At 45.8% G+C, this 23,774-nt stretch carries 17 protein-coding genes, 1 tRNA gene and 1 pseudogene; 12 read left to right on the top strand and 7 right to left on the bottom strand.

Annotated elements, in window-relative coordinates:
- Positions 1-156: 156 nt before the first annotated feature.
- Together DXD68_RS00095 and DXD68_RS00090 are read left to right on the top strand one after the other, a co-directional pair.
- Positions 157-459: a hypothetical protein gene (locus tag DXD68_RS00095; RefSeq protein ID WP_233576948.1), complete on the top strand. Its 303-nt coding sequence runs from the start codon at positions 157-159 to the stop codon at positions 457-459.
- Positions 444-767 (top strand): type II toxin-antitoxin system RelE/ParE family toxin, encoded by a 324-nt coding sequence (locus DXD68_RS00090; RefSeq protein ID WP_122359747.1) that lies wholly within the window; start codon positions 444-446, stop codon positions 765-767. Before DXD68_RS00095 ends, DXD68_RS00090 begins: the two co-directional genes overlap by 16 nt.
- Positions 768-809: 42 nt before the next feature.
- On the opposite strand, the gene DXD68_RS00085 is transcribed toward DXD68_RS00090, so the two are convergent.
- The 3 genes from DXD68_RS00085 to DXD68_RS00075 form a co-directional block, all read right to left on the bottom strand.
- The gene (locus DXD68_RS00085; protein WP_122359746.1) at positions 810-1,241 is read right to left on the bottom strand and encodes an HIT family protein; all 432 of its coding nucleotides are present in this window, start codon (positions 1,239-1,241) and stop codon (positions 810-812) included.
- 99 nt (positions 1,242-1,340) lie between these two features.
- Positions 1,341-3,641 (bottom strand): TonB-dependent receptor, encoded by a 2,301-nt coding sequence (locus DXD68_RS00080; protein WP_122359745.1) that lies wholly within the window; start codon positions 3,639-3,641, stop codon positions 1,341-1,343.
- A 232-nt stretch (positions 3,642-3,873) separates the two neighbouring features.
- Entirely contained in the window at positions 3,874-4,227 is a 354-nt protein-coding gene (locus tag DXD68_RS00075; protein ID WP_233576946.1) for a hypothetical protein, read from the bottom strand.
- 87 nt (positions 4,228-4,314) lie between these two features.
- Here DXD68_RS00075 and DXD68_RS00070 point away from each other — a divergent pair, with 87 nt between their 5' ends.
- Genes DXD68_RS00070 through DXD68_RS00040 form a run of 7 tightly spaced genes read left to right on the top strand, consistent with a single transcriptional unit; the run spans position 4,315 to position 16,142 of the window.
- Positions 4,315-7,551, top strand: a complete 3,237-nt coding sequence (locus DXD68_RS00070) for a DUF4132 domain-containing protein (protein WP_122359743.1) — start codon at positions 4,315-4,317, stop codon at positions 7,549-7,551.
- A gap of 7 nt (positions 7,552-7,558) precedes the next feature.
- Complete coding sequence (locus DXD68_RS00065; RefSeq protein ID WP_122359742.1) at positions 7,559-9,484, top strand: DUF4132 domain-containing protein; 1,926 nt, start codon at positions 7,559-7,561, stop codon at positions 9,482-9,484.
- 37 nt (positions 9,485-9,521) lie between these two features.
- The gene (locus DXD68_RS00060) at positions 9,522-10,634 is read left to right on the top strand and encodes an ATP-binding protein (RefSeq protein WP_233576945.1); all 1,113 of its coding nucleotides are present in this window, start codon (positions 9,522-9,524) and stop codon (positions 10,632-10,634) included.
- Complete coding sequence (locus tag DXD68_RS00055; protein WP_122359741.1) at positions 10,595-12,988, top strand: DUF5682 family protein; 2,394 nt, start codon at positions 10,595-10,597, stop codon at positions 12,986-12,988. The genes DXD68_RS00060 and DXD68_RS00055 overlap by 40 nt, the downstream gene beginning before the upstream one ends.
- The gene (locus DXD68_RS00050; protein WP_122359740.1) at positions 12,973-14,121 is read left to right on the top strand and encodes a VWA domain-containing protein; all 1,149 of its coding nucleotides are present in this window, start codon (positions 12,973-12,975) and stop codon (positions 14,119-14,121) included. Before DXD68_RS00055 ends, DXD68_RS00050 begins: the two co-directional genes overlap by 16 nt.
- Positions 14,097-15,854 carry an SWIM zinc finger family protein gene (locus DXD68_RS00045; RefSeq protein WP_122359739.1) on the top strand — a complete coding sequence of 586 codons (1,758 nt, stop codon included), beginning with the start codon at positions 14,097-14,099 and terminating at the stop codon, positions 15,852-15,854. Before DXD68_RS00050 ends, DXD68_RS00045 begins: the two co-directional genes overlap by 25 nt.
- Before the next feature lie 18 nt (positions 15,855-15,872).
- Positions 15,873-16,142 carry a hypothetical protein gene (locus DXD68_RS00040; protein ID WP_122359738.1) on the top strand — a complete coding sequence of 90 codons (270 nt, stop codon included), beginning with the start codon at positions 15,873-15,875 and terminating at the stop codon, positions 16,140-16,142.
- A gap of 29 nt (positions 16,143-16,171) precedes the next feature.
- On the opposite strand, the gene DXD68_RS00035 is transcribed toward DXD68_RS00040, so the two are convergent.
- Both DXD68_RS00035 and DXD68_RS00030 read right to left on the bottom strand, forming a co-directional pair.
- Positions 16,172-16,978: an alpha/beta hydrolase gene (locus DXD68_RS00035; RefSeq protein ID WP_122359737.1), complete on the bottom strand. Its 807-nt coding sequence runs from the start codon at positions 16,976-16,978 to the stop codon at positions 16,172-16,174.
- A 120-nt stretch (positions 16,979-17,098) separates the two neighbouring features.
- A complete protein-coding gene (locus DXD68_RS00030; RefSeq protein ID WP_410510704.1) occupies positions 17,099-18,199 on the bottom strand; it encodes a cytochrome-c peroxidase in 1,101 nt (366 codons plus the stop codon).
- 131 nt (positions 18,200-18,330) lie between these two features.
- Between DXD68_RS00030 and DXD68_RS00025 the strand changes: the two genes are divergently transcribed.
- Complete coding sequence (locus tag DXD68_RS00025) at positions 18,331-19,677, top strand: MATE family efflux transporter (RefSeq protein ID WP_122359736.1); 1,347 nt, start codon at positions 18,331-18,333, stop codon at positions 19,675-19,677.
- Positions 19,678-19,723: 46 nt separating this feature from the next.
- Here DXD68_RS00025 and DXD68_RS00020 read toward each other — a convergent pair.
- Positions 19,724-19,811: transfer RNA gene (locus DXD68_RS00020), tRNA-Ser, on the bottom strand.
- A gap of 102 nt (positions 19,812-19,913) precedes the next feature.
- Positions 19,914-22,136 (bottom strand): TonB-dependent receptor plug domain-containing protein, encoded by a 2,223-nt coding sequence (locus DXD68_RS00015; protein WP_122359735.1) that lies wholly within the window; start codon positions 22,134-22,136, stop codon positions 19,914-19,916.
- Positions 22,137-22,336: 200 nt separating this feature from the next.
- Between DXD68_RS00015 and DXD68_RS00010 the strand changes: the two genes are divergently transcribed.
- Together DXD68_RS00010 and DXD68_RS00005 are read left to right on the top strand one after the other, a co-directional pair.
- Positions 22,337-23,023 (top strand): response regulator transcription factor, encoded by a 687-nt coding sequence (locus DXD68_RS00010; protein WP_122359734.1) that lies wholly within the window; start codon positions 22,337-22,339, stop codon positions 23,021-23,023.
- A gap of 16 nt (positions 23,024-23,039) precedes the next feature.
- Positions 23,040-23,774 (top strand): annotated as a pseudogene (locus DXD68_RS00005) (two-component sensor histidine kinase); the annotation flags it as partial.

The following is a 23,774-nucleotide window of genomic DNA, read 5'->3' as shown; positions in this document are numbered from 1 at the left end:
ATACCGGAGCGGATCAAGATCCGCTCCGTAAGGTTTCGCTTCACCAAGTATAATTGCCATGTGACCACTGCCCCCTGAAAGAAAAGAGTTATTTCATTGTTCTTATCAAAAAAATAAATACATTTGTACTTCATCAAAACCGAAAGGAGCAAACATATGAAAGTAATGGAATTACAGGGTGAACACCTGGAACTGTTCAACGAAATTATCAACCTTGACACAGAAAGTATCGAGAGAGTAAAGAAGTATATCAAACGGATTGCATCTAACAAATATAAAATATCCCGTAGAGTAACTGTTGACGAGATAGACTTCGTTACCGATGAAGAGATAGAAAGTGCCATGCACCCGTTGTCCCATGAAGAAAAGATGGAAAGTCTTAGGTTGGCAGAGGAAGATTCTGTCTATTACACACAAGATGAAATGCGAAAAGCTGTCGCTTCATGGAGGAATCTTTAGTTATTGCATGGAAACGCACAGCAAGAAAACAAGCTCGAACAATTTATGCCTGGTACAAAAAAGAAATGGGACTTAGAGCTGCGGATAAATTCATTAATGGCATTTTAGAAACCGTAGACTTGCTGGCATTAAATCCCAATATGGGATCTTATGAACCGGAAACCGAAACATGTAAAAGAAATTATCGTTCCTTTGTCGAACATAGAAACCATAAAATCCTTTACTATGTAGAAAAAAAGACAATCTACATTGTTTGCATTTGGCCTAACAGCCAGAATCCAAAAAGCTTTATTGAACAACTAAAATAAACAACAAAGGAAAGCCCGGCAGCTTTCCTTTTGTTTTTATTTTTATACCAACGCATCCTTTAACTTCGCAATCATTCCTTCATATTCCTGATCCGACAAATAGACCTTTTGAGGGTTCATTATGAACGTTCCTCCGAAGTCGGGACCATCCTCATATTTAGGAGCCAGGTGGAAATGAAGATGAGAAAGTTTATCGGAATAAGCACCGTAATTTATTTTTTGTGGATTGAAAACCTTCTGCATGGCACGTGTTACCTTTACCACATCCGCCATAAACGCATTCCTGTCCTCATCGCTTAACATATTCAGATCATGTACATGGTCCTTGTAAGAAACCAGGCAACGTCCATAGTAAGTTTGTTCCTTGAAAAGAAACAGTCTGGATACGGATAAAGGAGCTATTTCGATCATCAGATCGTGTAATGTCTGATTGTTCGTGCAATACAGACAATCCTTGGGATCACTTAAATTCATGTTATATCAGATTTATTAAATTGCCGCTAAAGTAAACATAAAGCCCGGTAAAAGCAAGGAACTTCTACCGGGCTTTCCCGAATATTTTATATCAGCCTGTCAATAACTGATCTTACATCCGATAAAATAACTGCGCGGAATACCGGGACCATAGATATATCCGGCATCACGCTGGGGCCCCTTGTCAAAGTCATCCTGATAAGAGTTAAAGATATTCTGAACACCCGCATTCACCTGCAAAGTAACAGACTTGTAGAGAGGGAAATCGTAGGCCACTTTCACATTCAGATCAAAGAAATCCTTCGTCGTCTCCTCCCTGTCTTCCGGAATATAGCCTGCCAGGTGCTGCACCAGCATACTTCCGGTATACGTTCCGGTCAACGAAGCGGTAAAGCGTTTTACCGGAGTAAATGAAGAGGTAAAATAACCATACACATCCGGCGAACGGAACATCTTCTTCTGAGGTACCAGGTTTTTATTCTCGCTCCAGCTTTCCGGCTCTTTGTAACGGCTACGCTGAATTGTTGCACCCGCCTGTATCTGCATCCATGAATATACCGCCTTTGCTTCCAGGTTAATACCCATTACACGGGCACCTTTCCCGTTGCGCCGTTCCATCAGCAGGTTGTTATCATCATCACGGCCAATCTCTTCCAAAATGAATACATTTCGTAAATCCGTATAGAAACCTTCTATCAGAAAATTGGTCTGAACCGGACCGAAACGGCGATAGAAATCAGCAGAAAGACTTACACTCTGCGAATTTTCCTCTTTCAGGTCCGGAGATATCTGTATGATAGCCACATCACCACCTACAGCCGTGATATGCAAATCCTCATCGAATGCCTGCGGCGCACGGAAACCGCTTGAATACGACATACGCAGATTCACATCGCTGATCGGATTGAAACGCACATTGGCACGCGGGCTGAATATGGCATGATCGATCAGGTTATGTTTATCCATACGGGCTCCGACAAGAAAGCTCCATTTCTCATTCTTCCATTCGTTTTGCAGGAACACACTTCCGATATGTACAGTCTGCTCGATCGTACGATGATAACCCAGCATCTTATCCTGCAAATCATCATAGTTATATTCAGCACCGCCGGTAAATTCAGCCGGCATGAACAGGCATTTGTCCCATTCGTATGAATACTGCGCACCACCCACAAAGGTCATATCGGTCGTACTTCCGTATGCATTCGGATTCTTTTCGGCACCGTAATAACTGCTTCTCTGTGTATGCTGGGCTGAAGTGTACACGTTCAAACGATGTTTATAATCTTTCGAAAAGAGGTCGAATTTCAAACCGCCGCCATTGATATTATGCTCTGTCTGTTCGGCGATATCCGCTTCATGGGGAGGCAGGTCCAATAAGTTACCGCCACGACGGTATTCATTGATATTATGATATTCGAAAGTCAGCTTCGAATACATGCTCGTCTTCAGATAAGATCGGAAGCCCAGCGTACGGGCATTCAGTTTACCTAATTCGGTAAAGCCGTCGCCATCATGATCGTAAGCACCGCGGTAACGGTTCTGCCCGAACATATAGATACCTGCCTTATGGTCGTCAGTCACCAGCGAAGCATTAATGGTCGTGTTATTGTCCGGACGGTCGCTGCCGACCATTGTTAGTGAATGGGATATCTGTGCGGAATTTCTCAAAGGTTCCTTTGTAATGATATTGATTGTACCGGCAATAGCGGAAGAACCGAACAAGGCAGAACCTCCCCCACGCATGATCTCCACCCGCTCGATCATATTCGCCGGAATCTGCTCCAGCCCGTATACACCGGTCAGCGCACTGAATATCGGACGGCTATCCACCAGTATCTGCGTGTAAGGACCTTCTAGTCCGTTGATACGAACTTGCTGGAATCCGCAATTCTGACAGTTGTTTTCCACACGTACACCCGGCTGGAAGTTCAGTCCGTCCGCCAGGGAAGTGGCATGCGTTGTTTCAAAGGTTTTCGAGTCGAGCACATTCACAAGCGAAGGAGCCAGACGGCGCGTTGTCTCATTACGGTTTGCCGATACGACCACCCCGTCTAATGCCACCAGGTCTTCTTCCGCATCGAAATTTATTTCCAGTGTTTTTCCTTTCTTTAAAGTAACAGGTTTCTCAACAGTTTTAAAACCCAATGTTTTCATCACCAGTGTAAACTTGCCTTCAGGCAGGTTTTTCAGATAATAATGACCGGTTGCATCGGTCGACGTACCGATCGTTGTTCCTTTCAGGAATACATTAATAAAAGAAAGATGCTCCCCTGTTTTCTTGTCCAATATATGTCCTACGATATTGGCATCCGACGGGTTCAGCGACGGAGCATCATCAGCCCATGCAGTCGTAAAGACACAGCACAGGCATAGTATAAGAGTAAAAATCTTATTCATTGCGATTTGTTCTGATAAATAGGTAATGTTATAATGTAAGGCACAATACTTTTTAAGCCAAAGTACCTGACATTTTATATATTCGACCCAGGTCGAATACATTTTTCACCTTGGTCAAACATGTTTTTGGCCTGGGTCAAATACATTTTCGACCAAGGTCAAAAAGTTAAAAAGAGAGTATGTTTTCATTAGAAACACCTATCCTTATCAATTAAAGTATTACTATCTGTTATCAGAAAACGGGAGGAGCGCGAAGAGAAAGCAGCCCTTTGTCGGGGAGCATATAGTCCGGATAAACCGGCTGTTCAACTATTTCAGCTATTTGTTGTGCGCTAAAATTCAGATAGAGGGCATGTACGGCTCCGTCTTCCACACTGAGAGTCGTCAGTATGTGGAATAGTTGTATTTCAGATAAGGAAGCATGATGGTGGCAGACACCGCCCTTCAGCTTTCCAAAGGGATGCGAATGGACAATCGTCGTGCCATGTTCGATATGGACATGAATAAACAACGTGATACTGCTGTAGTAGGCGATAAAAATCACCGGTAACAACCATTTCAGATATTTATTCATTGTTTCTCTCACACCCATATTGTTTAGAAGGTGCAAAATTACAAAATATTTTTTATACATTTGCTTTTATATTAAATCAAAGCAAACTTTAAAGATACCATGACAAAAGAACAAATGCTCGAACAATGGTCCAGGATCTATGAGCAAGGATATTACAAATGCGCCTTTACCCCTAAAGTATATGAATATCTGGAAGAGAAGATCGATCAGGTACCCGAAGTGATTATTTCGGGCCCCAAAATATATGTCAGTTACGACGGCTGGCTCCTACACGAGTTGAACGGAGAAAATGCAGAACTGGCACGCCGCATGCTAGTTATCATCTCAAAGATACGCCGTGACGGACCTATCCATAAATGGGGCTTGAAAGACGAGTTGGAACTCTGCCTGCGTATCGGCTACGGCCACGACTTCAAGAACTTAATCAAAGAGTCGGTAAGCCGTCACAAAGCACAAGGCCCGGAATTATACGAAATAGCAGAGATATTGCTTAAATATTGCCCGGCAGAATCGGAGGCTTTTGCCGACCAACTTCTTTCCAACAAGCTGAAAGAACTGGAGGAACAACGAAACAGCAACCACGAACTGTATCTGGCATTATATCTGATGATACTGTTATTGGAGCAGGATGCCGGTAAATATGCCCGTTACCTGCCGGTGTTGACAGCTTTAACCGGCAAATATTCCGGTCCGAGCTTTACATATATCCTGTATTTCAGCTATAAGTTCAGCCCCGAATTAAAGGAGCGTTTACTCCACTCCCTCAAAGATAAGATCTCGGCACGCGCGTTGTTCTATCATCTCAACCCGCATAAAATGCCCGCATTCCTGCAATCGATCGAGGCACCGCTGGACATATATTACTATCTGGTCCTGACCGAAGATAACGATATAGACAAACCCTCACTGTTTCACACATTGTATAAAGAGAACAAAGAACTGTTCATGACTGTCTACCGGATGTTGGCAGAAACAACTGCCGTCCAGCAAGCGGTAAACAGCCTTTATCTATTGGCAATCCTTTTAGAGAATGGCGAGGGAACGGAAGAACTGGCTACAAGTAAGGAGCTGCAGGCCCGTTGCATGCTGAATATTCTGGGAGAATCTTTAGGCAATGCCGACAACCTGATCTCGGCAGCCATGAATGAATCCACTCCGCAGACTGCCTGGGAAAACCGATTAAAACTTTGCAGTAACTTCGGATATAACTACGGAGGAAATGCTCCGGGCCTAATGATCGGAGCTTTGGCCCTTTTATACGAACAGTCGGAACTGGCCAAGCGATTTATCAATATATTAATGATCCAGATTCGTACAAGTGTCACGGTAAACAATCCAATCCTTACGGCTTATATTTTCCTTGAGACACGGAAAAAGTGGCTGAACCGTCCATCCCGTAAAAGTCTGCAGCTTCTATTGAACACGGCAAGCAATTTTACGTACGCCCAAGTCTTCAAAGCCTATGCCTATAACCCGTACCGGATGCAGGATACTCTGGAAAAAGAAGATATCATCGACAATCAGTCAACCGCACTGGATCTATTAAACAGCGGCGAACTGTCGATCGAAGAGACACAAAACTGGCTCGACATGATCTACGGCACCTGCAAACTGACCGATATCAAACCGCTCATCGGATTATTATCCAATAAATCGAAGATACTCCGCAAAACAGCCGAAGAATTGATAAACGGCCACGAAGAAGCAACCCGCCCATTGCTGGAATCAAGCCTGCCCAAACTGAAAGGAGACGCATTGGCTGCCGGAAAGCGCATCATCAAACGTTGGGATAACGAACGGAAGTTCGGTGCCGACTTCACCTTCACGAAAGAAAGCGTCGTCGAATACTGCAACGACAACTTCGACAACGACAATGAAAAGTTCATCGCCTGGATACCCGAAGACATGTTCACCGATGTCCGCTTTGCCGATATGGCGGAGAAAGCACCGGCCATCGTCACTCGTTATATCCTTTCCGAATACCTGAGCCTGGAAGAAGCCTATAAGGTCAAAGCCTGCGATAAAGTGGTAGAACAATTGCACGCCCCCGACTTCCAACAGATGATGGAAAATATTTATCTGTTCTGGAAAGAGAACGGTGCGGAAGCCAAAAAGAAGATGATCATGGTTCCGTATTGCATCTACGGTTCCGACACACAGATCCTTCGCTTGAAAACACAGTTGAAAGACTGGGCCGAAGCATCACGCGGTGCCATTGCTGCCTTCGTTGTCAATGCCATTGCCATGAACGGAGGAAGCGTAGCACTGGTTATGATCGACGGTATCTCTGTCAAGTTCCCGAACAACCAAGTAAAGAATGCAGCAAAAGCCGCCTTTACGTTTGCCGCCAAAGCACTGGAAATACCGGAAGACGAACTCTCCGACAAGATAGTCCCCATGTTGGGTTTCAACAAAGAAGGAGAAAAGATACTCGATTACGGTCCGCGAAACTTCACGGTTACACTGATGCCCGACTTCTCGCTGTCTATCTTCGACAACGAGAAACAAAAGACGATCAAGTCCATGCCAGCTCCCGAAGCAAACGACGATGCAGTAAAAGCAACGGCTGCCAAAAAAGAATTTTCCGAATTAAAGAAACAGATCAAAGCCACCGTACAGTCACAAACCAACCGCCTGGAGAAAGTACTAATGAACGGACGCCGCTGGACGGTCGATTCCTGGAACACGCTCTTTGTGGAAAACCCGATCATGCACCGCTTCGCTACCGGGTTGATATGGGGTGTGTACGACGGGGACAAACTGACCGGTACATTCCGTTATATGGAAGACGGCACATTCAATACGGTGGATGAAGAAGAATATACATTACCCGAAAAGGCTGCTATCACACTCGTTCACCCCATTGAACTGGAAGAAGATGTTCTTGCCGGCTGGAAGGAACAACTGGATGATTATGAAATAGTACAGCCCATCCCGCAACTAACTGCTCCTATAATTGTTTTAGGAGAAAAAGAGACGAATGGCAACAAGATCACGCGTTACAACGGTCTGATTGTCAAGTCAGGAAAGATAAGCGGTATTGCCAGGAAGCACAACATGGTGCGCGGAGAAGTCTGGGATGCAGGAAGCTACACCTGTTATCACCTCGTGGACAAGTTTCTGAATATTGCAGCCCTGCTGAATTTCGAATACATGTACATGGGACAGGAGTATGACGATGACGTAACGCTCGGAGACGTTATTTTGTACCGTATGGGAGAAGACCAAACGACCGACGACGAGCCGAAGAACAACGTAATCCTCTCTCCCGAAAGCGTTCCCGCCCGTTTCCTTTGCAGCGTACTGGGTATTTTTGATGTATTGAAAGAAGAATAAAAAGGATATGAAGAAAAAGCAACAACCGGATTTAGCAGCATTATTCGACACCTATTGCGAAGCATATAGTACTTCCGACTGGGAACTTCTGAACACAGCGAGGGAGATCCCCATCGACGAGTTGATTCGTAAAAACAAACAGGCAGCATACGACTATTTATATAGCGATATTCCACTTAAAAAGAAACTGATCTGGTTGGATAAGCTGTTTTCCGATTGCGGCTTGCAGGACTACGGACAGTTGCTGGAGCTACTGAAAGAAAACTCAAAGCTGATCCGCAGGAAAATCGAAAAGATCATCCTCAACAAGGAAAAGAAAACCCGCCCTCTGCTGGAACAATTATATCCGGAACTGGATGAAGAGTTGCGGAACTGGAGCAGACAGCTATTCAAATACTGGGATAACTCACATGCCTCCGCCGCTAAAATCAGGTTCAGGAACAAGAAAGCCGTTCTCGACTATTGCAGCGAACATATCGAACTGTATTGTACGCAGCAAATAGCCTGGTTACCGCAAAAGCCTTATACCAGGATTCATTGGGCGAACGAAACCGATGTGGACGAGTTCGTCCCCCGTCATGTGATCCGGTACATCTTAAGCGAATACGCATCGCTTGTCCAGGTAACCCGCCTGCATGCCTGTGATGCGATCGTTCCTTTCCTCGATGAAAAAGAATGGCAGGCAGCTTTGGAAGAACTGTATCAGTATTGGTTGTCGGACGGAGCGGAAGCCGGCAGAAGAATGCTCCTGCTCCCCTATTGTTTTTACGGGGGAGAAGAACAGATCGCCCGGTTAGCTCCGCGGATCAAAGCATGGTCGAAGGCTGCCCGCAAACAACTTGTCAGATTCACGATGAAGCTGCTGGGATTAAAAGCCAGTCCGAATGCTCTTATTCTCCTGAATGAATGGATGGAGACTGCTCCGAGCGGCACGTACAAACGTTCTGCCTGGGAAGCATTCCGGCAGGCGGCTGTCCGGAAAAGACTGCCCGTCGAAGTCCTGGCCGACCAGATCATCCCGACTTTCGGATTCGACCGGCTGGGTGAAAAAGTGGTAGACTATGGTACACGCACTTTCCATGTAACATTGATGCCGGACTTCACTGTCTCGGTATTGGATGTTGAAAAGCAGAAAGTAAGCAAATCCCTCCCTGCCCCCACTAAAAGAGATGACCGGGAAAAAGCAGAAAAAGCCAGGGCTGAACTTGCCGGGCTAAAGAAACAGGTCAAAACACAGACCAATATCCAAAGAAAGCGTCTGGAACAAGCCCTGAAGAACGGACGGAGTTGGTCCAAAAATTCCTGGTTGGCTACTTTCATCGAAAACCCAGTCATGCGTTATCTGGCAAAAGGACTTATCTGGGGTGTCTACAAAGAGAGGAAGCTTCAAAACTCCTTCCGATACATGGAAGACGGTACATTTACCACTGCTTACGAGGAAGAGTTTATCCTCCCCGACGATGCAGGCATTTCCCTGGTGCATCCGATCGACCTGACGGAAGAAATACTGGCACGCTGGAAAGAACAGCTGGACGACTACGAGATCGTCCCTCTCATTCCTCAGTTAAATACTCCGGTCCATCCTTTGAAAGAAGAGGAAAAACAGGGAGACACTCTCTTCCGTTATTCCGGGAAGAAAGTATATATCAGTAACATCTATGATTTCGAAACGGCAGATGTCACCACCCGGATGGAGAATAATATCCTTTATATACTGGATCGATCGTTCAATGTCGTGGCGCAACTTTCTTATATAATAGAAGGGGGCAATTGCCATCTGAACGAATTATATTTTTCAGCGTTAGAGGAAGGAGAAGATATCAACACGATCCGGTTACCCAAAGAGGAAAGGCTGCCGATATCGTCCATACCGGAACGGTTTGTCAGCAGTATACTGGATATCCTGGTCAAAGCCTTCTCCCTGGAAGACTAACCCGTCAGTTATAAAACAAAAAGAAACAGATTAATCTATGGATAACAAAATACAAAAACCCTTGATGGAGATGCGGTATGCCGACGAGCTTGCCGCTCTCCGCAAACAAGATACGGGAGCCAGACCCACCAACTGGCAGCTCTCCCCACGTGCAGTCCGTGCCTTTATCCTCGGACAGAAGGAACCGATCGAACTGGACGGACGACAGATCACCATCACTCCGAAGTTCTTCGGCGACGATGCACTGGTGGAACGCTCCATTATTACCCTTGCTGGCAACCGGGGTCTTATGCTCGTCGGCGAACCGGGCACGGCAAAGACCATGTTAAGCGAATTGCTCTCTGCCGCCATCTGCGGTATCAGTACCAACACGGTACAAGGTACGGCGGGAACCAGTGAGGACAATATCAAATACTCCTGGAACTATGCGCTCCTCCTGGCCAAAGGTCCTGTCAAAGAAGCACTTGTCCCCTCTCCCGTCTACATCGGTATGAAACGAGGCATTATCACCCGCTTCGAAGAGATCACCCGTTGTCCGCTGGAAATACAGGACAGCCTGATCAGTATCATGAGCGACCGGGTATTGAACATCCCCGAACTGGGAGAAGAAGGACTGCTCTTCGCCTCTTCCGGCTTTAACGTGATAGCGACCGCCAACACCCGCGACAAAGGGATCAATGAAATGAGTAGCGCCCTGAAACGCCGTTTCAACTTCGAGACCGTAGAGCCGATCCGGAGCGTGGCACTCGAAAGCCGTATCATCACCGACCAGTGCGAAGGCATGCTCGCCGCCAACGGCCTTGAAATGCCAATGCAGGAAGAAGTGGTCGATATCCTCGCTTCCACGTTCAATGAGTTGCGCAACGGCACCTCCTTCGAGAAAGCCAAGATACAAAAGATGTCGGGCGTGATGAGCACGGCGGAAGCTGTATCCGTTTATTACCAGTCCGCCCTGGACGGCTATTATTACGGGGACGGGACAGTCAGTATGCGTTCGCTCGTGCAGAACCTGCTGGGTGCCGTGATGAAAGAGAACAAAGACGATCTGCCCAAACTGAAAGATTACTTTAACGGTGTGGTCCGGTTGAAAGCCGAAAGACAAGGAGGAAAATGGAAGGAATACTACGACAACCGGACCTGGCTGAAATAGACCGCCTCTTCACCGGTAGTTTCGATATGGACGGACAGGTGGTGTACTTTCCGGTACGTCACCACTCCCCGGCCTGTGCGTTGCATCTACGACGTACGATCGAGCGTTTCCGTCCGGAACTGATCCTGATAGAAGGTCCGTCGGACTCAGCAGAACTGCTTCCTTACATTGCCGACGAGCAGTCGGTCCCTCCCTTCTGTATCTACTACAGCTATGACGACAAGGATGGAAAAGTAAACGAGGAAAAAGAAAAGTATCGTGCCTATTACCCTTTCCTGGCCTATTCGCCGGAACTGGTAGCCATTCGTGAAGGGACACGAAGCCATACGCCGGTACGTTTCATCGACCTGCCTTATGCGCTCCGTCTGATAAACAAGATCGAGGAAGAACCGCAGACACAGTTCTATTACAACGAAAATAAAGAATACGAAGTAAATACCTATACGGCTATGATTGCCCGTAAGGCAGGATGCCGGAGTTTTGCAGAGTTCTGGGAAAGCCGCTTCGAACTGGACGCTGCCAACCTGGAAACGCAGGCTTTCGTCCGCAACCTCTTCCACCTCGGTTACTTTATGCGTCTAGCAACGCCCGAAAACGAGATCTCCCTGAAAGAAGACCGATTACGGGAAACTTATATGGCAGAAGAAATACGGAAAGCATTACCCGACAATAAAAAGATATTGGTAATAGCCGGTGCCTTCCATATCTCCGGACTTATGGAAGCGCTGCAATCGGACAAAAAGCCATCGCTCAAAACCTGTAACCGGGAACATGTCGCTTCCTACCTGATGCCTTATACTTTCAAGGAAGCAGACAGCAAAAGCGGTTATGCTGCCGGCATGCCTTTTCCGGCTTTCTACCAGGAAGTCTGGGAAAAGATAGAAAAGCAGAAGAAAGACCCGTTCGCCTCTACCGTCCTCGAATATATCATCAAGACAGCCCGGTATGCCCGTAAGACACAGATGATCTCGCTACCCGACGAGATCAATGCCCTCAACATGGCACGCTCACTGGCCGTATTAAGAGGCAAGCAAAGTACAGGTGTTTACGAATTGCTGGACGGTGTACGAAGCTGTTTCGTGAAAGGTGACCTGAATGCCACCTCGACCTTCGAAGTGGACTTCCTGTATCGTCTTCTTTCCGGCATGGGGACAGGAAAGATCGCAGATAATGACTGCATCCCTCCCGTCGTACACGAGTTCCGTGTCTTGTGTTCGCTCCACCGGTTAAAGACATCTACCATCGAGCGACAGGAAGTAACGCTCGACATTATCAAGAACCCGGCTCATTACAGGAAAAGCCGCTTCCTCCATCAGATGGAGTTTCTGGAAACAGGCTTCGCCACACTCCAGTCGGGTCCCGATTATGTGAATCAGAAGAATAAAAACCTTGTACGGGAACAATGGATATGCCGCTATGCCACGGGCGTTGAAACCCGTCTGATCGACTTGTCTGTCTACGGGGCTACCTTATCACAGGTCTGCAATTCGCTGATAGAAAAGAATTTCAAAGATAATATGACGGCTGAGGAATTGGGAAAACTGCTCCTCTCCGTCCAGGTTATGGGTATAGAAGGTTTCTATCTTCAATACGAAGATACTATCCGGCTGGTGGTGGAAAGCGAAGGGAATTTTATCAACCTTTGCAAACTGATCAACAGCTTGTTATACCTTGCCAACATGCAACAGCTGATGGACGGGAATATCCAGCCCGTCATTGCCGAACTGGCACGGACCGCATTCAAAGGAGCCGTCGTTCTGATCCCTTCTCTGAAAAGCACGACGGAAGAAGAGGAACAGGAGATCTGCGAACAGATGCGTAACCTTTACAGTTTCACAATGGATGCGAAAGGCTGGTTCGACACCGCCGCCTTCATCGCTGCCGTAGAGAAAGTATTGAACGACAGTTTCAGCAACAGCCGTCTTTTCGGTTTATGCCTCGCTATACATTATAAAGAAGGGCGAACCGGACAAGCCACTTTTTGCCAACAGATAGCCGCCTACCTCGAAAGCAGCATTACCCACCCGGAACAGGCCGCTTCATTTATCTGCGGATTGTTCCTGATCGCCCGCGACGTATTGTTTGTCGACCCGCATATCCTGGAAGCTATAAACCGGGTCATAGCCAATGCCGACCAGGAGACTTTCCTCACTATCCTGCCGAACCTGCGTTATGCCTTTACCGGTTTCCTTCCGGCAGAGATCAGCCGACTGGGACAACAGGTAGCGGAATATCACCAGGTATCGGAAGCCCGCTTAACAGGAAGCATCACCGTCTCGCAGGAAGAAATAACAGAAGCCATGCGCCTGGACAGCCTTGCCGCAGAAGCACTTAAAACATGGAGGATCGCATGATGGACAACCCGAATAACAAACAGGAAATAGTCAACCGCTGGCGACTCATACTGGGTGACTTTGCAGAAAATAGCCTGCCCCTCGATCCGGAAAATACAGAACTGGACGGCGCACTTTATTTCCTTTACAACCGCGAATATACCGATGAACAGGGAATACGCAACGACTTCCCGAACCGGGGAGGCCGCGGAGGTTCCGTACTGACTGTTCCGGGATGGCTGAGAAGAGTAAAGAAGTTATTCCCCAAAAAGACCGTCGAGATCATGCAGAAGCAGGCGTTGGATAAATACAACCTGACCCAACTGCTGACCGACGAATCCGTCCTGAGCCAACTCGAACCGAACCTCGGTTTGCTGAAAAACATTCTGACATTCCGCAATATGATGCCGGGACCTGTCCGTAAACTGGCTTACTCGATCGTGGAACAGGTCATCCGGGATATCCAAAAGAAACTGGAAATAAACGTACGGAAAGCTTTCTACGGGAAGAAACTGCCGCACACCAATTCAAGTTACAAGATATTCCGGAACTTTGACTTCAAGCAGACCATCGAGAAAAATCTGAAGAATTACAGTCCCGAACACGGTACAATCATCCCCGATCGCCTCTATTTCAATCAGAACGTACGCCGTTACAATCCCTGGCATATCGTGATCCTGGTCGATGAGAGTGGCAGTATGCTCGATTCGGTGATCTATACCGCCGTCATGGCTTCCATCTTTGCCAAAATGCCGTTCCTCTCGGTCAAGCTGGTGATATTCGACACTTCGGTAGTCGATTTGAGCGACTATCTCGATGATCCGGTCGGTATCCTGATGAAAGTACAGCTAGGTGGTGGAACCGACATACACAAGGCGTTGGAATACGGAAAGAAACAGATTACCGCACCACAGAAAACAATCGTGGTACTGGTTAGCGACCTGTATGACGGAACGAATTACAGCTATATGTTCCGTTCCTGCCACGACATTATCGAAGCCGGAAGCAAGTTGTTTGTATTGCCTGCACTCGACTATTCCGGTACCCCTTGTTACGATGCCCGAGCCGCCCGTACCATTGCGGGCATGGGTGCCGATGTAGCTGCAATAACCCCTGAAGAGTTAGCCGAATGGATAGGAAAGATTATATCATAAAAGGAGACGGATGCCATTCATCCGCCGGACAGTTCGTCCCCTACGCCAACGAAGCCTTCCTGGTTACGCTGGCAAACAAAGGTTTGTATAAACGTGCCCTGAAAGACCTGGAAACAACAGGACAGGTCAAACTGGTCGTAGCAGGCGACCACCTGCAAGTTCAGTTGGACGAGATAACAGTCTCCCTGAATCCCAATATATCCCAAAGTACCTGTAGCTGTCCCTCTAAAACAGTCTGCAAACATATCCTGATGGGAATACTTGTTGCGGCTGATTATGCGGCGAAGGAAGTAGAAGAAAAGACAGAAGAAGTCGCCACCGAAGAGAACAAGCAGGAAGCCGTTTCGGAAACTGTATCCCGACAGTCATCAGCCAACGATTGGGAAGAGTTGAAGAAGGTAGACCTGGCACAGCTCCGCAAGCAGGCAGGCAAAAAACTATTTGAAGATACGCTCCGTCTTATCCAGGATGGTTGGACGGCGGACTTCATCGAAAGCGACATGCTCGAAGCGACCATCAACACAGAAAATATAACGGTCTATTTCCCAAAAGATGACAGCCTTAATCGTTCTATATGCAAATGCGGAGAAAGCGGATTGTGTAAACACAAACTGATTGCTATCCTGTCATACCTTAGTAGCCAGGGTATATTATCTTCCGAATCCGACGGCAACCAACCCGAACTGTCCCTGCTGACGGAAGAGACGATAGACGTCTTACGGGGAACTTCCCGCTTCATTACCGGCATATTCGAAAAAGGGTTGATCGGTTGCGGGGAAAATGAGGCGGAGACAGCCATACAATATTCCATCCGCCTGGAGACATGCGGGATAGGCAATCTGGCACGTTTGTTCCGTTCACTTTCTTCCGACATCGAAAATATGCTCGCCAAGCATGTCGGCTTCCAGCCTTTGACTACCTTTGCCACATTGTCACGGCTACATAACACACTTAGGCTGATCTTACGGAACACACAGAACAACGAAATGCTCAGTAAACTGATCGAAGGGACACGGTCGGATTATTATACAACCCCCATCGGGCATTTTACAGGTCTGGGAGCTTATCCGTGGCAGACCCGTTCAGGATATTTCGGTATTACGGCCTATTTCTTCTACCATGAGAAACAGAGTATCTGTACCCTGACTTCGAGTATGGCTGATTATTATGAGCATACCCAAACACTTGTCACGCCGGAGAATATGCGACGCCAACTGGAAATACAAAGTTTCTGGGGCAGCAACATCTCATTAGCCCGGCTATCGACATCTACGCTGACTTTGCGTAATTTCAAAATGAACAGGCAGAACCGTCTCTCATCCTCCTCGCAGACGCAATGTGAAATAGACGACAAGGTTACGATCAGCAGTCTGGATACCTTACTTGCCATCCCTGAGTTATCCGACCTGACAATACGCCCCGAACAGCGGTACGATTATTTCCGCAAGAAGCAGCCGGAACAACTGGCCTTGGTCCCGTTCGCACATCTTTCAGAAGTGAGCTTCAATACTGCCGAACAGAAACTGTACTTCACGATGGCGGATGAACAACACGAAACAGAAGGTTCATTGGCATATAACGAGCTGAACCGGAATGCCATCCGCCGATTGGAACAGATGGGACAGTGGTACGCAGAAGCAAAACAGCGGTATATGGTTTGCCTGAAACGTCCGGATACATTGATCCCGGTCAGTATCGTCACAGCTTCAGAGACCGACAATTTCTATTTCTAACTCTTAAAATCGAATGAAATGATACTTAAAAACCTCCTTGCCGAATTGGAACTCCTGCTTTCCGACATCGCCTTCTCCGGCTTACGCAACATACAGCCTGTCACCCTCCAAAAACTGGAGGATCTCAAACACTGGATGAATGAACTGAACATGACGGAAGCTATCCGCCTGACGGATAGCTTCATCGATTCTGTTTATGCCTGGCAAGGCGGACAGGTAGCAATAGAGGTCATAGCGGATAATCTATGTGCATTGGAGTTTTATGAAAAGAATGTAATCAACAATTAAGCTAGTGGTTATCCCTCTTATCCGGTCCTTTATTTCCTGTCAAAGAACTTCTTGAAAAACAATATCTGGTAATCGATAGAATTATTCCAGTATTCACCGTTATGCGCACCCGGTCGCACAATGAAATCATGGTCGATCTTATATTTCAACAGTTTTTTATGGAAATCATTATTCACCTCAAAGAAGAAATCGCTGTAACCGCAATCGAAGATCAACGCCAGATCACCATTTTTCAGGCGGTCTACCTGATTGATCACCGTATGATTATCCCATACTTCCTGGTTCTCACTCTCCTTTCCCAAACGCTCACTCATATTCCAGTTATTCGGAAAAGGACGGATATCGACACCGCCGCTTGTACTTCCTGCCGCACCAAAAATATCCTTATGACGGAAAGATAGCCACATGGCACCATGTCCTCCCATACTCAAACCAGTGATAGCACGCCCTTTACGGTCTTTTACAGTCGGATAATGGGTATCTATGTAACTGACCAGTTCTTTGGAAACAAATGTTTCATATCGATAGGAAGGATCGACCGGGCTATCCCAGTACCAACTGTTCTTACCATCCGGACAGACAAACATGATCCCATACTGGTCGGCGATCTCCGGCAGATTCGGCTTGACATTGATCCAGGTCTTGGCATTCCCACCATGACCGTGTAGTAAATAGATAACCGGAACCGTAGTCTTCCCGCTCCCCGGTAAAACAATGACAGTCTGAACATCCTTGTTCATCGCATCACTGCGAACGTTTATGGTATCGACAACTGCTGCCTGTGCCGACAGGACAAAAAACGCGACAAGCGACAATAAAAATATCTTTGCTTTCATGATCTATATAGAATTTATTTATTGAAAGCAAAGATATTCATTTTTTTCTTTTATGTTTTGCTTTATAAAAGAACTATGGCAGAATGCAAAATGTTTTGAAAACAGAAGAAAGATTATAACCTAGTCCGCCCGATATCCATCTGTTAGCGTCGACAGGAAAGCAATAATAGCAGCTTCTTCTTCGGGTGTCAGACCGAGGTTGCCTAGTTCGTCTCTGTTGACAGTTGCGGCAAATTCAGGCTGTGGATATTCTTCCACATCACGGACATTATAAAAATGTATTATTTCTTCCAACGTATTGAAATAACCATTGTGTCCGTAAGGGGCTGTCAAAGTTATGTTTCGCAGGGTCGGGACACGGAACTTTCCCGCTTCGGCAATATCCTTGAGAGTACTACCCAGCCCCATATCGACCGTATCGCGCCCACAAGGATTATAAGGAGCCGGTGTAGTGAAAAAAGGATTATCCGGGTTAGACGGGATACCCAAATTGTCATAGGTATGGTCTGTGAACAAGACCTTTCCTGCCCGTTCATCGGGTTCCAAAATATGACATTCGGCACAAAGCCCTTTCTCCTTGAACAGTTCCAATCCGAGTTGCTCCTGTGCTGTCAGTTCACATTTACCCGCTTCCCAAGCATCGTATTTGGAAGTGAACGGATTCATTTCAGCCGAACGTTCATAAGCGGCAATGGCATTTGTTATGTATGAAAAGAGAGAATCGTTGGAGACTGGCTCTCCATAGATCTTAACCAAATCCTGATAATAACCGGCACGACGGACTTTCTCTGAAACCATTTCATTGTCGTTGTTCCCCATCTCCAACGGATTCGTAAACGGTTGGGCTGCCTGTTCTTCCAGCGTGTTGACACGACCGTCCCAGAAAAGTCCTCCGACATAGGTTTCGTCCTCATCACTGTAATGCAGCGGCGGGACATAACAAGCATAAGCAGAGGTCATCGAGTTACGATTGCTAAAGCGTCCCTTGACTGCTCCTTCAGAAGTGACACGGGAATATATATCTGCAAAACCTTTCTCTGCCGTGTGACAGGTTGCACAGGATTGCCCTGTAGGTTCCGAAAGATTCTCGTCAAAGAAAAGTTGCTTGCCCAGTAGCTCTTTTTCGTTTAATCCGGTCTGTTTATCAGGCTGACAAGCAAACAATAAGGTAACACAGACAATCATTCCGGTCAACTGTTTCGCGTTTGTAAAACTATGCATATAAGATGAATTGCTTTGTTCGTACAAATATATGATTTATTGGGTTACTCAGCAATAGATTTTATAAGTGTATCTTAATCCTTTTTACTATAAAATAGTTACCTTTGCGGCGATTGTTTAGGGAAATTGTTATGGGAACTTCAAAAGAAATGACATCGGGGGCGGCATTGCCCTTGATCTTCAGTTTTGCTATGCCGGTACTGTTGGCAAATCTGCTTCAACAAACTTATTCTTTGATAGACGCGGCTATTGTCGGTAAATTTTTGGGAATCGATGCTTTTTCTGCTGTCGGAGCAAGTACGTCTGTCATATTTCTTATTATAGGATTTTGTAACGGATGCTGTGCAGGTTTCGGTATTCCGGTGGCACAGAAGTTCGGTGCCAGGGATTACAGCACGATGAGGAAATATGTTTCCATCAGTTTACAACTGGCGACTGTTATGTCGGTTATCATTGCGGTCGTTACAAGTATATATTGCAAAGATATTCTGAGGGTTATGCAAACGCCGGATAATATTTTTAAAGATGCCTATTTCTATTTACTGGTTACTTTCATCGGCGTACCTTGTACTTTCTTTTATAATCTGCTGTCAAGCATTATCCGGGCACTGGGCGATAGCAAGACACCTTTTTGGTTCCTACTTTTTTCCACCATTCTGAATGTGATCCTCGACCTGGTTTGCATCCTGGTATTTAAATGGGGCGTTGCCGGAGCGGCCATAGCCACACTACTTTCCCAGGGAATATCGGCAGTCCTCTGTTTCGTTTATATGCACCGTCGTTTCGATATATTGAGAAGTACGCGGGAAGAAAGGAAGTTCCAGTCTAAGCTGGCAGGAAACCTGATGTGGATCGGTGTCCCGATGGGACTTCAATTTTCCATCACAGCCATTGGCAGTATCATGTTGCAAAGTGCCAATAATGCGTTAGGATCAGCGTGCATTGCAGCCTATGCGTCCGCCGTACGTATCAAATCCTTCTTTATTTGTCCTTTCGAAAGTCTCGGAATTGCTATGGCTACCTATACCGGGCAGAATTACGGGGCTGGCAAACCGGAACGTATCTGGCTGGGCATCAAAGCCAGCGGATTGATGATGCTTGTCTATGCTGCCTTCTCATTCCTTATATTGATGCTGGCTTCACGTGAACTGATCCTGATATTTGTCGATCCGGCAGAAACGGAAATTATTAAAGATGCGATCCAGTTCCTGCATATCTCCTGCTCCTTCTTCCCTATCCTGGGTATTCTCTGTATTCTTCGTTACACAATCCAGGGAGCCGGATTCACCAACCTGGCAATGCTTTCCGGCGTATCCGAAATGATCGCCCGGACATTGGTCAGTATCTATGCAGTACCGGCATTCGGTTTTCTGGCTGTCTGCTTCGGTGACGCAACGGCATGGATGGCTGCAGACTTGTTTTTGATTCCTGCATTTATATATGTGTATCGGAAAATAAAAAAACCTACAAGCATCTAGCCTGTAGGCATCCCTTAGATATCTAACCTTCCACTATTGTTTTCCGCGGAGAGAGCGGGATTCGAACCCGCGAAACCCTTTAGGGGTTTACACGCTTTCCAGGCGTGCCTCTTCAACCACTCGAGCATCTCTCCTTCTAAACCGGCGCGAAAGTACAACATCTTTTTTAACTATGCAAGTTTTTTTCTTGTTACACCCTATTATTTCAAGTTCCAACCCCAATAATATGGAACAAATCAGCGGACAACGAACGGTAATCTGTAGGAATGGACCTCCCTTTTGTTGGTCACCAAGTCAATTAGCAAGTCATATAAACCGGGGGTAGACGGAGCCTGGATAGTTTTATCGGAAAATTTCTTCCCTTGCACAAGCCCACGGGGATAATAATAGAAGCCTTTACTGGTGATTTCGGCAGAACGTCCTTCTTTTTTGGTTGTAACCAGTACAGCTCCGTTGACTGCTCCAAACGTTACAGCATTTGTTTGCCAGGGTTTAAGCAACTCAACGGATGAGACATCCCGGACTGAAAGCAAATTGACTACTTCTTCCAAAGGGATCCTTTGTCCGTCTAACAATATGACCAGGTCACCTCCTTTCAATGTACTGAATCCCCTCGAACTAATTAACCGGGGCATTCTTTTATCCATACCCTGTTCATCCTTCACGGTAGACCAAAAGAAAGAGACACCGGGCATATCCATAAAGACATTTTCCATATCCACGTAGTTACGTCTATCCAGTTCTTCTTCATCCAGATATGTGACATTATAGAACTTCTCGGTGGATACGGCTTTGTCTTGTCTGCTCCTCGCTTTTACAGTTATTTCAGGCATGATATAATCCCTGTTACCGAACTCGTCTACCCGGTAAGTAAAACCGGAACTATCCTGATAGCTTGCACTTACTTCAGCATATTTATGATCCAGACGATAATAATGCAAACGATTGACAACAGACGGGAATGTATCGTTGTCGGGAATATATTCGTAAAAACCGGCAGTACCTTTCGCCGGATGTGCCTGCAGAAAGAAGTAATCACCCTCTTTAAAGTCCGTTATAGAAATAAGGTAACGCCCCTTCGAATCTATTTCACCGGCATCGACTTGATTCGTCACCGAATTGTACGCCACAATACTTCCACCCTTTAACGGCTTACCGCTTTTATATGTAACCCGCCCCGTAAACATATTCATTATTTCAGGTTGAAAACGATAACTGAATCTCTTATCGACAATCTCCGTCGGATTGAAACGAATAAAACGGGCGGTACGCAGCCATGCTTCTATATCCGGCTTAGTCATACCGGATTCATCCGACAGGTAATGTTTGGGAAAAATGACAGGCGAAAAGAGTTCGTTTTCCAACTCCGCCTGTAGAATGGCAGGCTTGGCGATCTGCCTTCTTTTTACAATACGGTGGAATAAACGAATACTATCGGTTGAAAAATCAGCCGGCAGACAGATCGTTTCGCCGACTAAGTATTCTTTTTTATCCAGTCCCAAAGAAGGGCGTTCGTCATTTCTCCAATGAACAGTTTGAGCTATAACATTGGCAGATTTATCTGTCAGGAAGAGAACGAATAACCCTGTCTCTTCCGGTGGCAGGCTCAAGATTCCAGTATTTAGCTGTTCGGTCAGCTTTATCTCTTCCAGACCGTTTGCCGGTCGAAAAACAAAAAGACGCTCGCTGGTGATCCCGGCTCCGTCAGAAATCACTCTATAGCTTATTTTGTTTCGGTTCATAGCGCTTTGCAATGTGTGTCCCTGTATCCTTTCCGGCAAAGTGAACAGGATTTTCTCCCCCTCATACGTTGCATACAAAACAAACTGATCACCTTCCTTCGGAAGAAGACGGATCGTTTGTAAACCGGAAGATAAGGATGTCGTACTGATAATCGTATCGGTGTTATTCAGTATATAAAAAGGAACCTGCAAAGGAGTACCATGACTATCAGCCAGGTAGACTGTCATATTCTGAACCTCTCCATTCACCCACTGACCGCCTTCCGGAAAGAAAAGACATTTTACACCCGGGACATTCGCTTCCGGAATAAACAACTCCATTCCAATGGGTAATTCTATCTGCGGAAAGCTTGCCGAATGAAAGTTTTGCATCATCCGGGTGTAGGCTCGTAAATAATAAACAGAGCCGGGCCAATCATACTCCGTCTGAAAGGGAAAGGTAAAAGCGCCGTCAACATCACATTTCGTCTTTTGCCGGATAAGAACAGAATCTTTCTCATCGAACAGTTCTGCATAAATATAATTGCTGTACCGGTCATACTGCCTGCCGGATGCTAACAACTGACCATGAATTTGTATGGTATCACCCTGCTTATATACCGGTTTATCCGATAACAGGAATATACGCTCATCCGGTAATTCAATGCGTTGTGCGCTTAGCTGAAAAAAGGAAAACAACACCGATAAAAAAGTCAAATAGTATTTCATCTTACTCATCAATAGTGGTTTATACTTATGGCAAATGCATACAAATATATAATATTTTTCGATATAACATCCATCAAAAGACCCTTTTGTAACATAAATGTAACAGTTATTTCACTTTGCCGAAATACCAAATGCCTTCCTTTGCAGGAAAATAATTAATTTTGTAAACAATGAAATGAGCTTTTCATTTCAATTAAATAAAAAAGACTATGGATATGCCCCGAATTCTTGTTGTAGACGACGAAGAGGACTTGTGCGAAATCCTCAAATTTAATCTGGAAATTGAAGGTTACGAGGTGGATACGGCTTTCAATGCGGAAGAAGCATTGAAAAAGGACCTGTCTGTTTATCAGCTGCTTTTACTGGATGTCATGATGGGAGAAATCTCCGGATTCAAGATGGCGAGTATTTTAAGGAAAGAAGAAAGCACCTCCGACATCCCGATCATCTTCCTGACAGCCAAAGATACGGAAAACGATATGCTGACAGGTTTTAACCTGGGGGCAGACGATTATATTTCAAAACCATTTTCGATCCGCCAGGTAGTCGCACGCGTTAAGGCCGTGTTACGAAGAACAACCGAAAAGGAAAAGATCGATACAAACGAGCGTCTCGACTATGAAACATTAGTGTTGGACACCAAACGTATCAAAGCATCGGTCGACGGGCAGGAAGTTCCGCTGACCAAAAAGGAATTTGAAATACTCAAATTACTGCTGGAAAATAAAGGGAATGTTTTCTCACGCGAAGAGATACTGTCACGTATCTGGAAAGACGAAGTGTATGTATTGGATCGCACTATTGATGTAAATATTACCCGGTTACGGAAAAAGATAGGCCCTTACGGAAAAAACATTGTCACCCGCCTCGGCTTCGGTTATTGTTTTGAATGCTAATCCTGTTATTTGAATTATGGTAAGAGTAGAAAAGATGAAAAACCGGATACCGTTCAGCCAACGGTTATTCTGGTCTATTTTTGTGATGTTCCTTGGATTCACGGTTTGTTTCCTGTTGTTTCAGTATCAACGGGAACGGGAATTTTCGCAGGAAAAGTTGAATAATGTATTGAGTAACTATAATTACCAACTGTTTAGCCGTACCCAGCAAGAGGGAGATATCGACAAAACCGTACAACAATTTATCGAAGAGATTCCTCAGAAAGAGTTACGTGTAACCATTATAGATCCCGAAGGTAAAGTCTTGTTCGATAATAGCGGGACAGAAGAATTCAATAATCATAACGATCGTAGCGAAGTACGTAAGGCTCGTTTGTATAATGAAGGGTTTGCCATCCGAACTTCCGGATCGACAGGCAGACGGTATTTCTATTCGGCCAGCAACATCGGTAGTTATATCTACCGTTCGGCACTTCCTTATGATCCGTATGTACAAAGTGCCTTATCGACGGACAAGGATTTCATATACTTTATGATCCTGATGACGTTGATCTTTTTCTTCGTCCTCTCCCGCTTCACTTTCAGTATCGGGCGGACCATCTCCAAGTTGCGTGATTTTGCCCTGAATATTGAAAAAGACCGGATACCGGAGACTGATTATACCTTTCCAAATGATGAGCTGGGCGATATTTCAAAGAATATCGTCACCTTATACCATCAGCAGCAAAAGGCAAAAGACGAACTCTCCATG

It is taken from the genome of Parabacteroides sp. TM07-1AC (assembly GCF_003480915.1).
Taxonomy (GTDB): Bacteria; Bacteroidota; Bacteroidia; order Bacteroidales; family Tannerellaceae; genus Parabacteroides; species Parabacteroides chongii.
This window is presented reverse-complemented; position numbering and strand designations above follow the sequence as displayed.

Coding starts and splice junctions, on each gene's coding strand:
- DXD68_RS00030 (WP_410510704.1), bottom strand. CDS start 18,199: ATGCATAGTTTTACAAACGCGAAACAGTTGACCGGAATGATTGTCTGT.
- DXD68_RS00040 (WP_122359738.1), top strand. CDS start 15,873: ATGATACTTAAAAACCTCCTTGCCGAATTGGAACTCCTGCTTTCCGAC.
- DXD68_RS00050 (WP_122359740.1), top strand. CDS start 12,973: ATGGAGGATCGCATGATGGACAACCCGAATAACAAACAGGAAATAGTC.
- DXD68_RS00045 (WP_122359739.1), top strand. CDS start 14,097: ATGGATAGGAAAGATTATATCATAAAAGGAGACGGATGCCATTCATCC.
- DXD68_RS00065 (WP_122359742.1), top strand. CDS start 7,559: ATGAAGAAAAAGCAACAACCGGATTTAGCAGCATTATTCGACACCTAT.
- DXD68_RS00010 (WP_122359734.1), top strand. CDS start 22,337: ATGGATATGCCCCGAATTCTTGTTGTAGACGACGAAGAGGACTTGTGC.
- DXD68_RS00085 (WP_122359746.1), bottom strand. CDS start 1,241: ATGAATTTAAGTGATCCCAAGGATTGTCTGTATTGCACGAACAATCAG.
- DXD68_RS00095 (WP_233576948.1), top strand. CDS start 157: ATGAAAGTAATGGAATTACAGGGTGAACACCTGGAACTGTTCAACGAA.
- DXD68_RS00070 (WP_122359743.1), top strand. CDS start 4,315: ATGACAAAAGAACAAATGCTCGAACAATGGTCCAGGATCTATGAGCAA.
- DXD68_RS00090 (WP_122359747.1), top strand. CDS start 444: ATGGAGGAATCTTTAGTTATTGCATGGAAACGCACAGCAAGAAAACAA.
- DXD68_RS00080 (WP_122359745.1), bottom strand. CDS start 3,641: ATGAATAAGATTTTTACTCTTATACTATGCCTGTGCTGTGTCTTTACG.
- DXD68_RS00035 (WP_122359737.1), bottom strand. CDS start 16,978: ATGAAAGCAAAGATATTTTTATTGTCGCTTGTCGCGTTTTTTGTCCTG.
- DXD68_RS00060 (WP_233576945.1), top strand. CDS start 9,522: ATGGATAACAAAATACAAAAACCCTTGATGGAGATGCGGTATGCCGAC.
- DXD68_RS00055 (WP_122359741.1), top strand. CDS start 10,595: ATGGAAGGAATACTACGACAACCGGACCTGGCTGAAATAGACCGCCTC.
- DXD68_RS00025 (WP_122359736.1), top strand. CDS start 18,331: ATGGGAACTTCAAAAGAAATGACATCGGGGGCGGCATTGCCCTTGATC.
- DXD68_RS00015 (WP_122359735.1), bottom strand. CDS start 22,136: ATGAGTAAGATGAAATACTATTTGACTTTTTTATCGGTGTTGTTTTCC.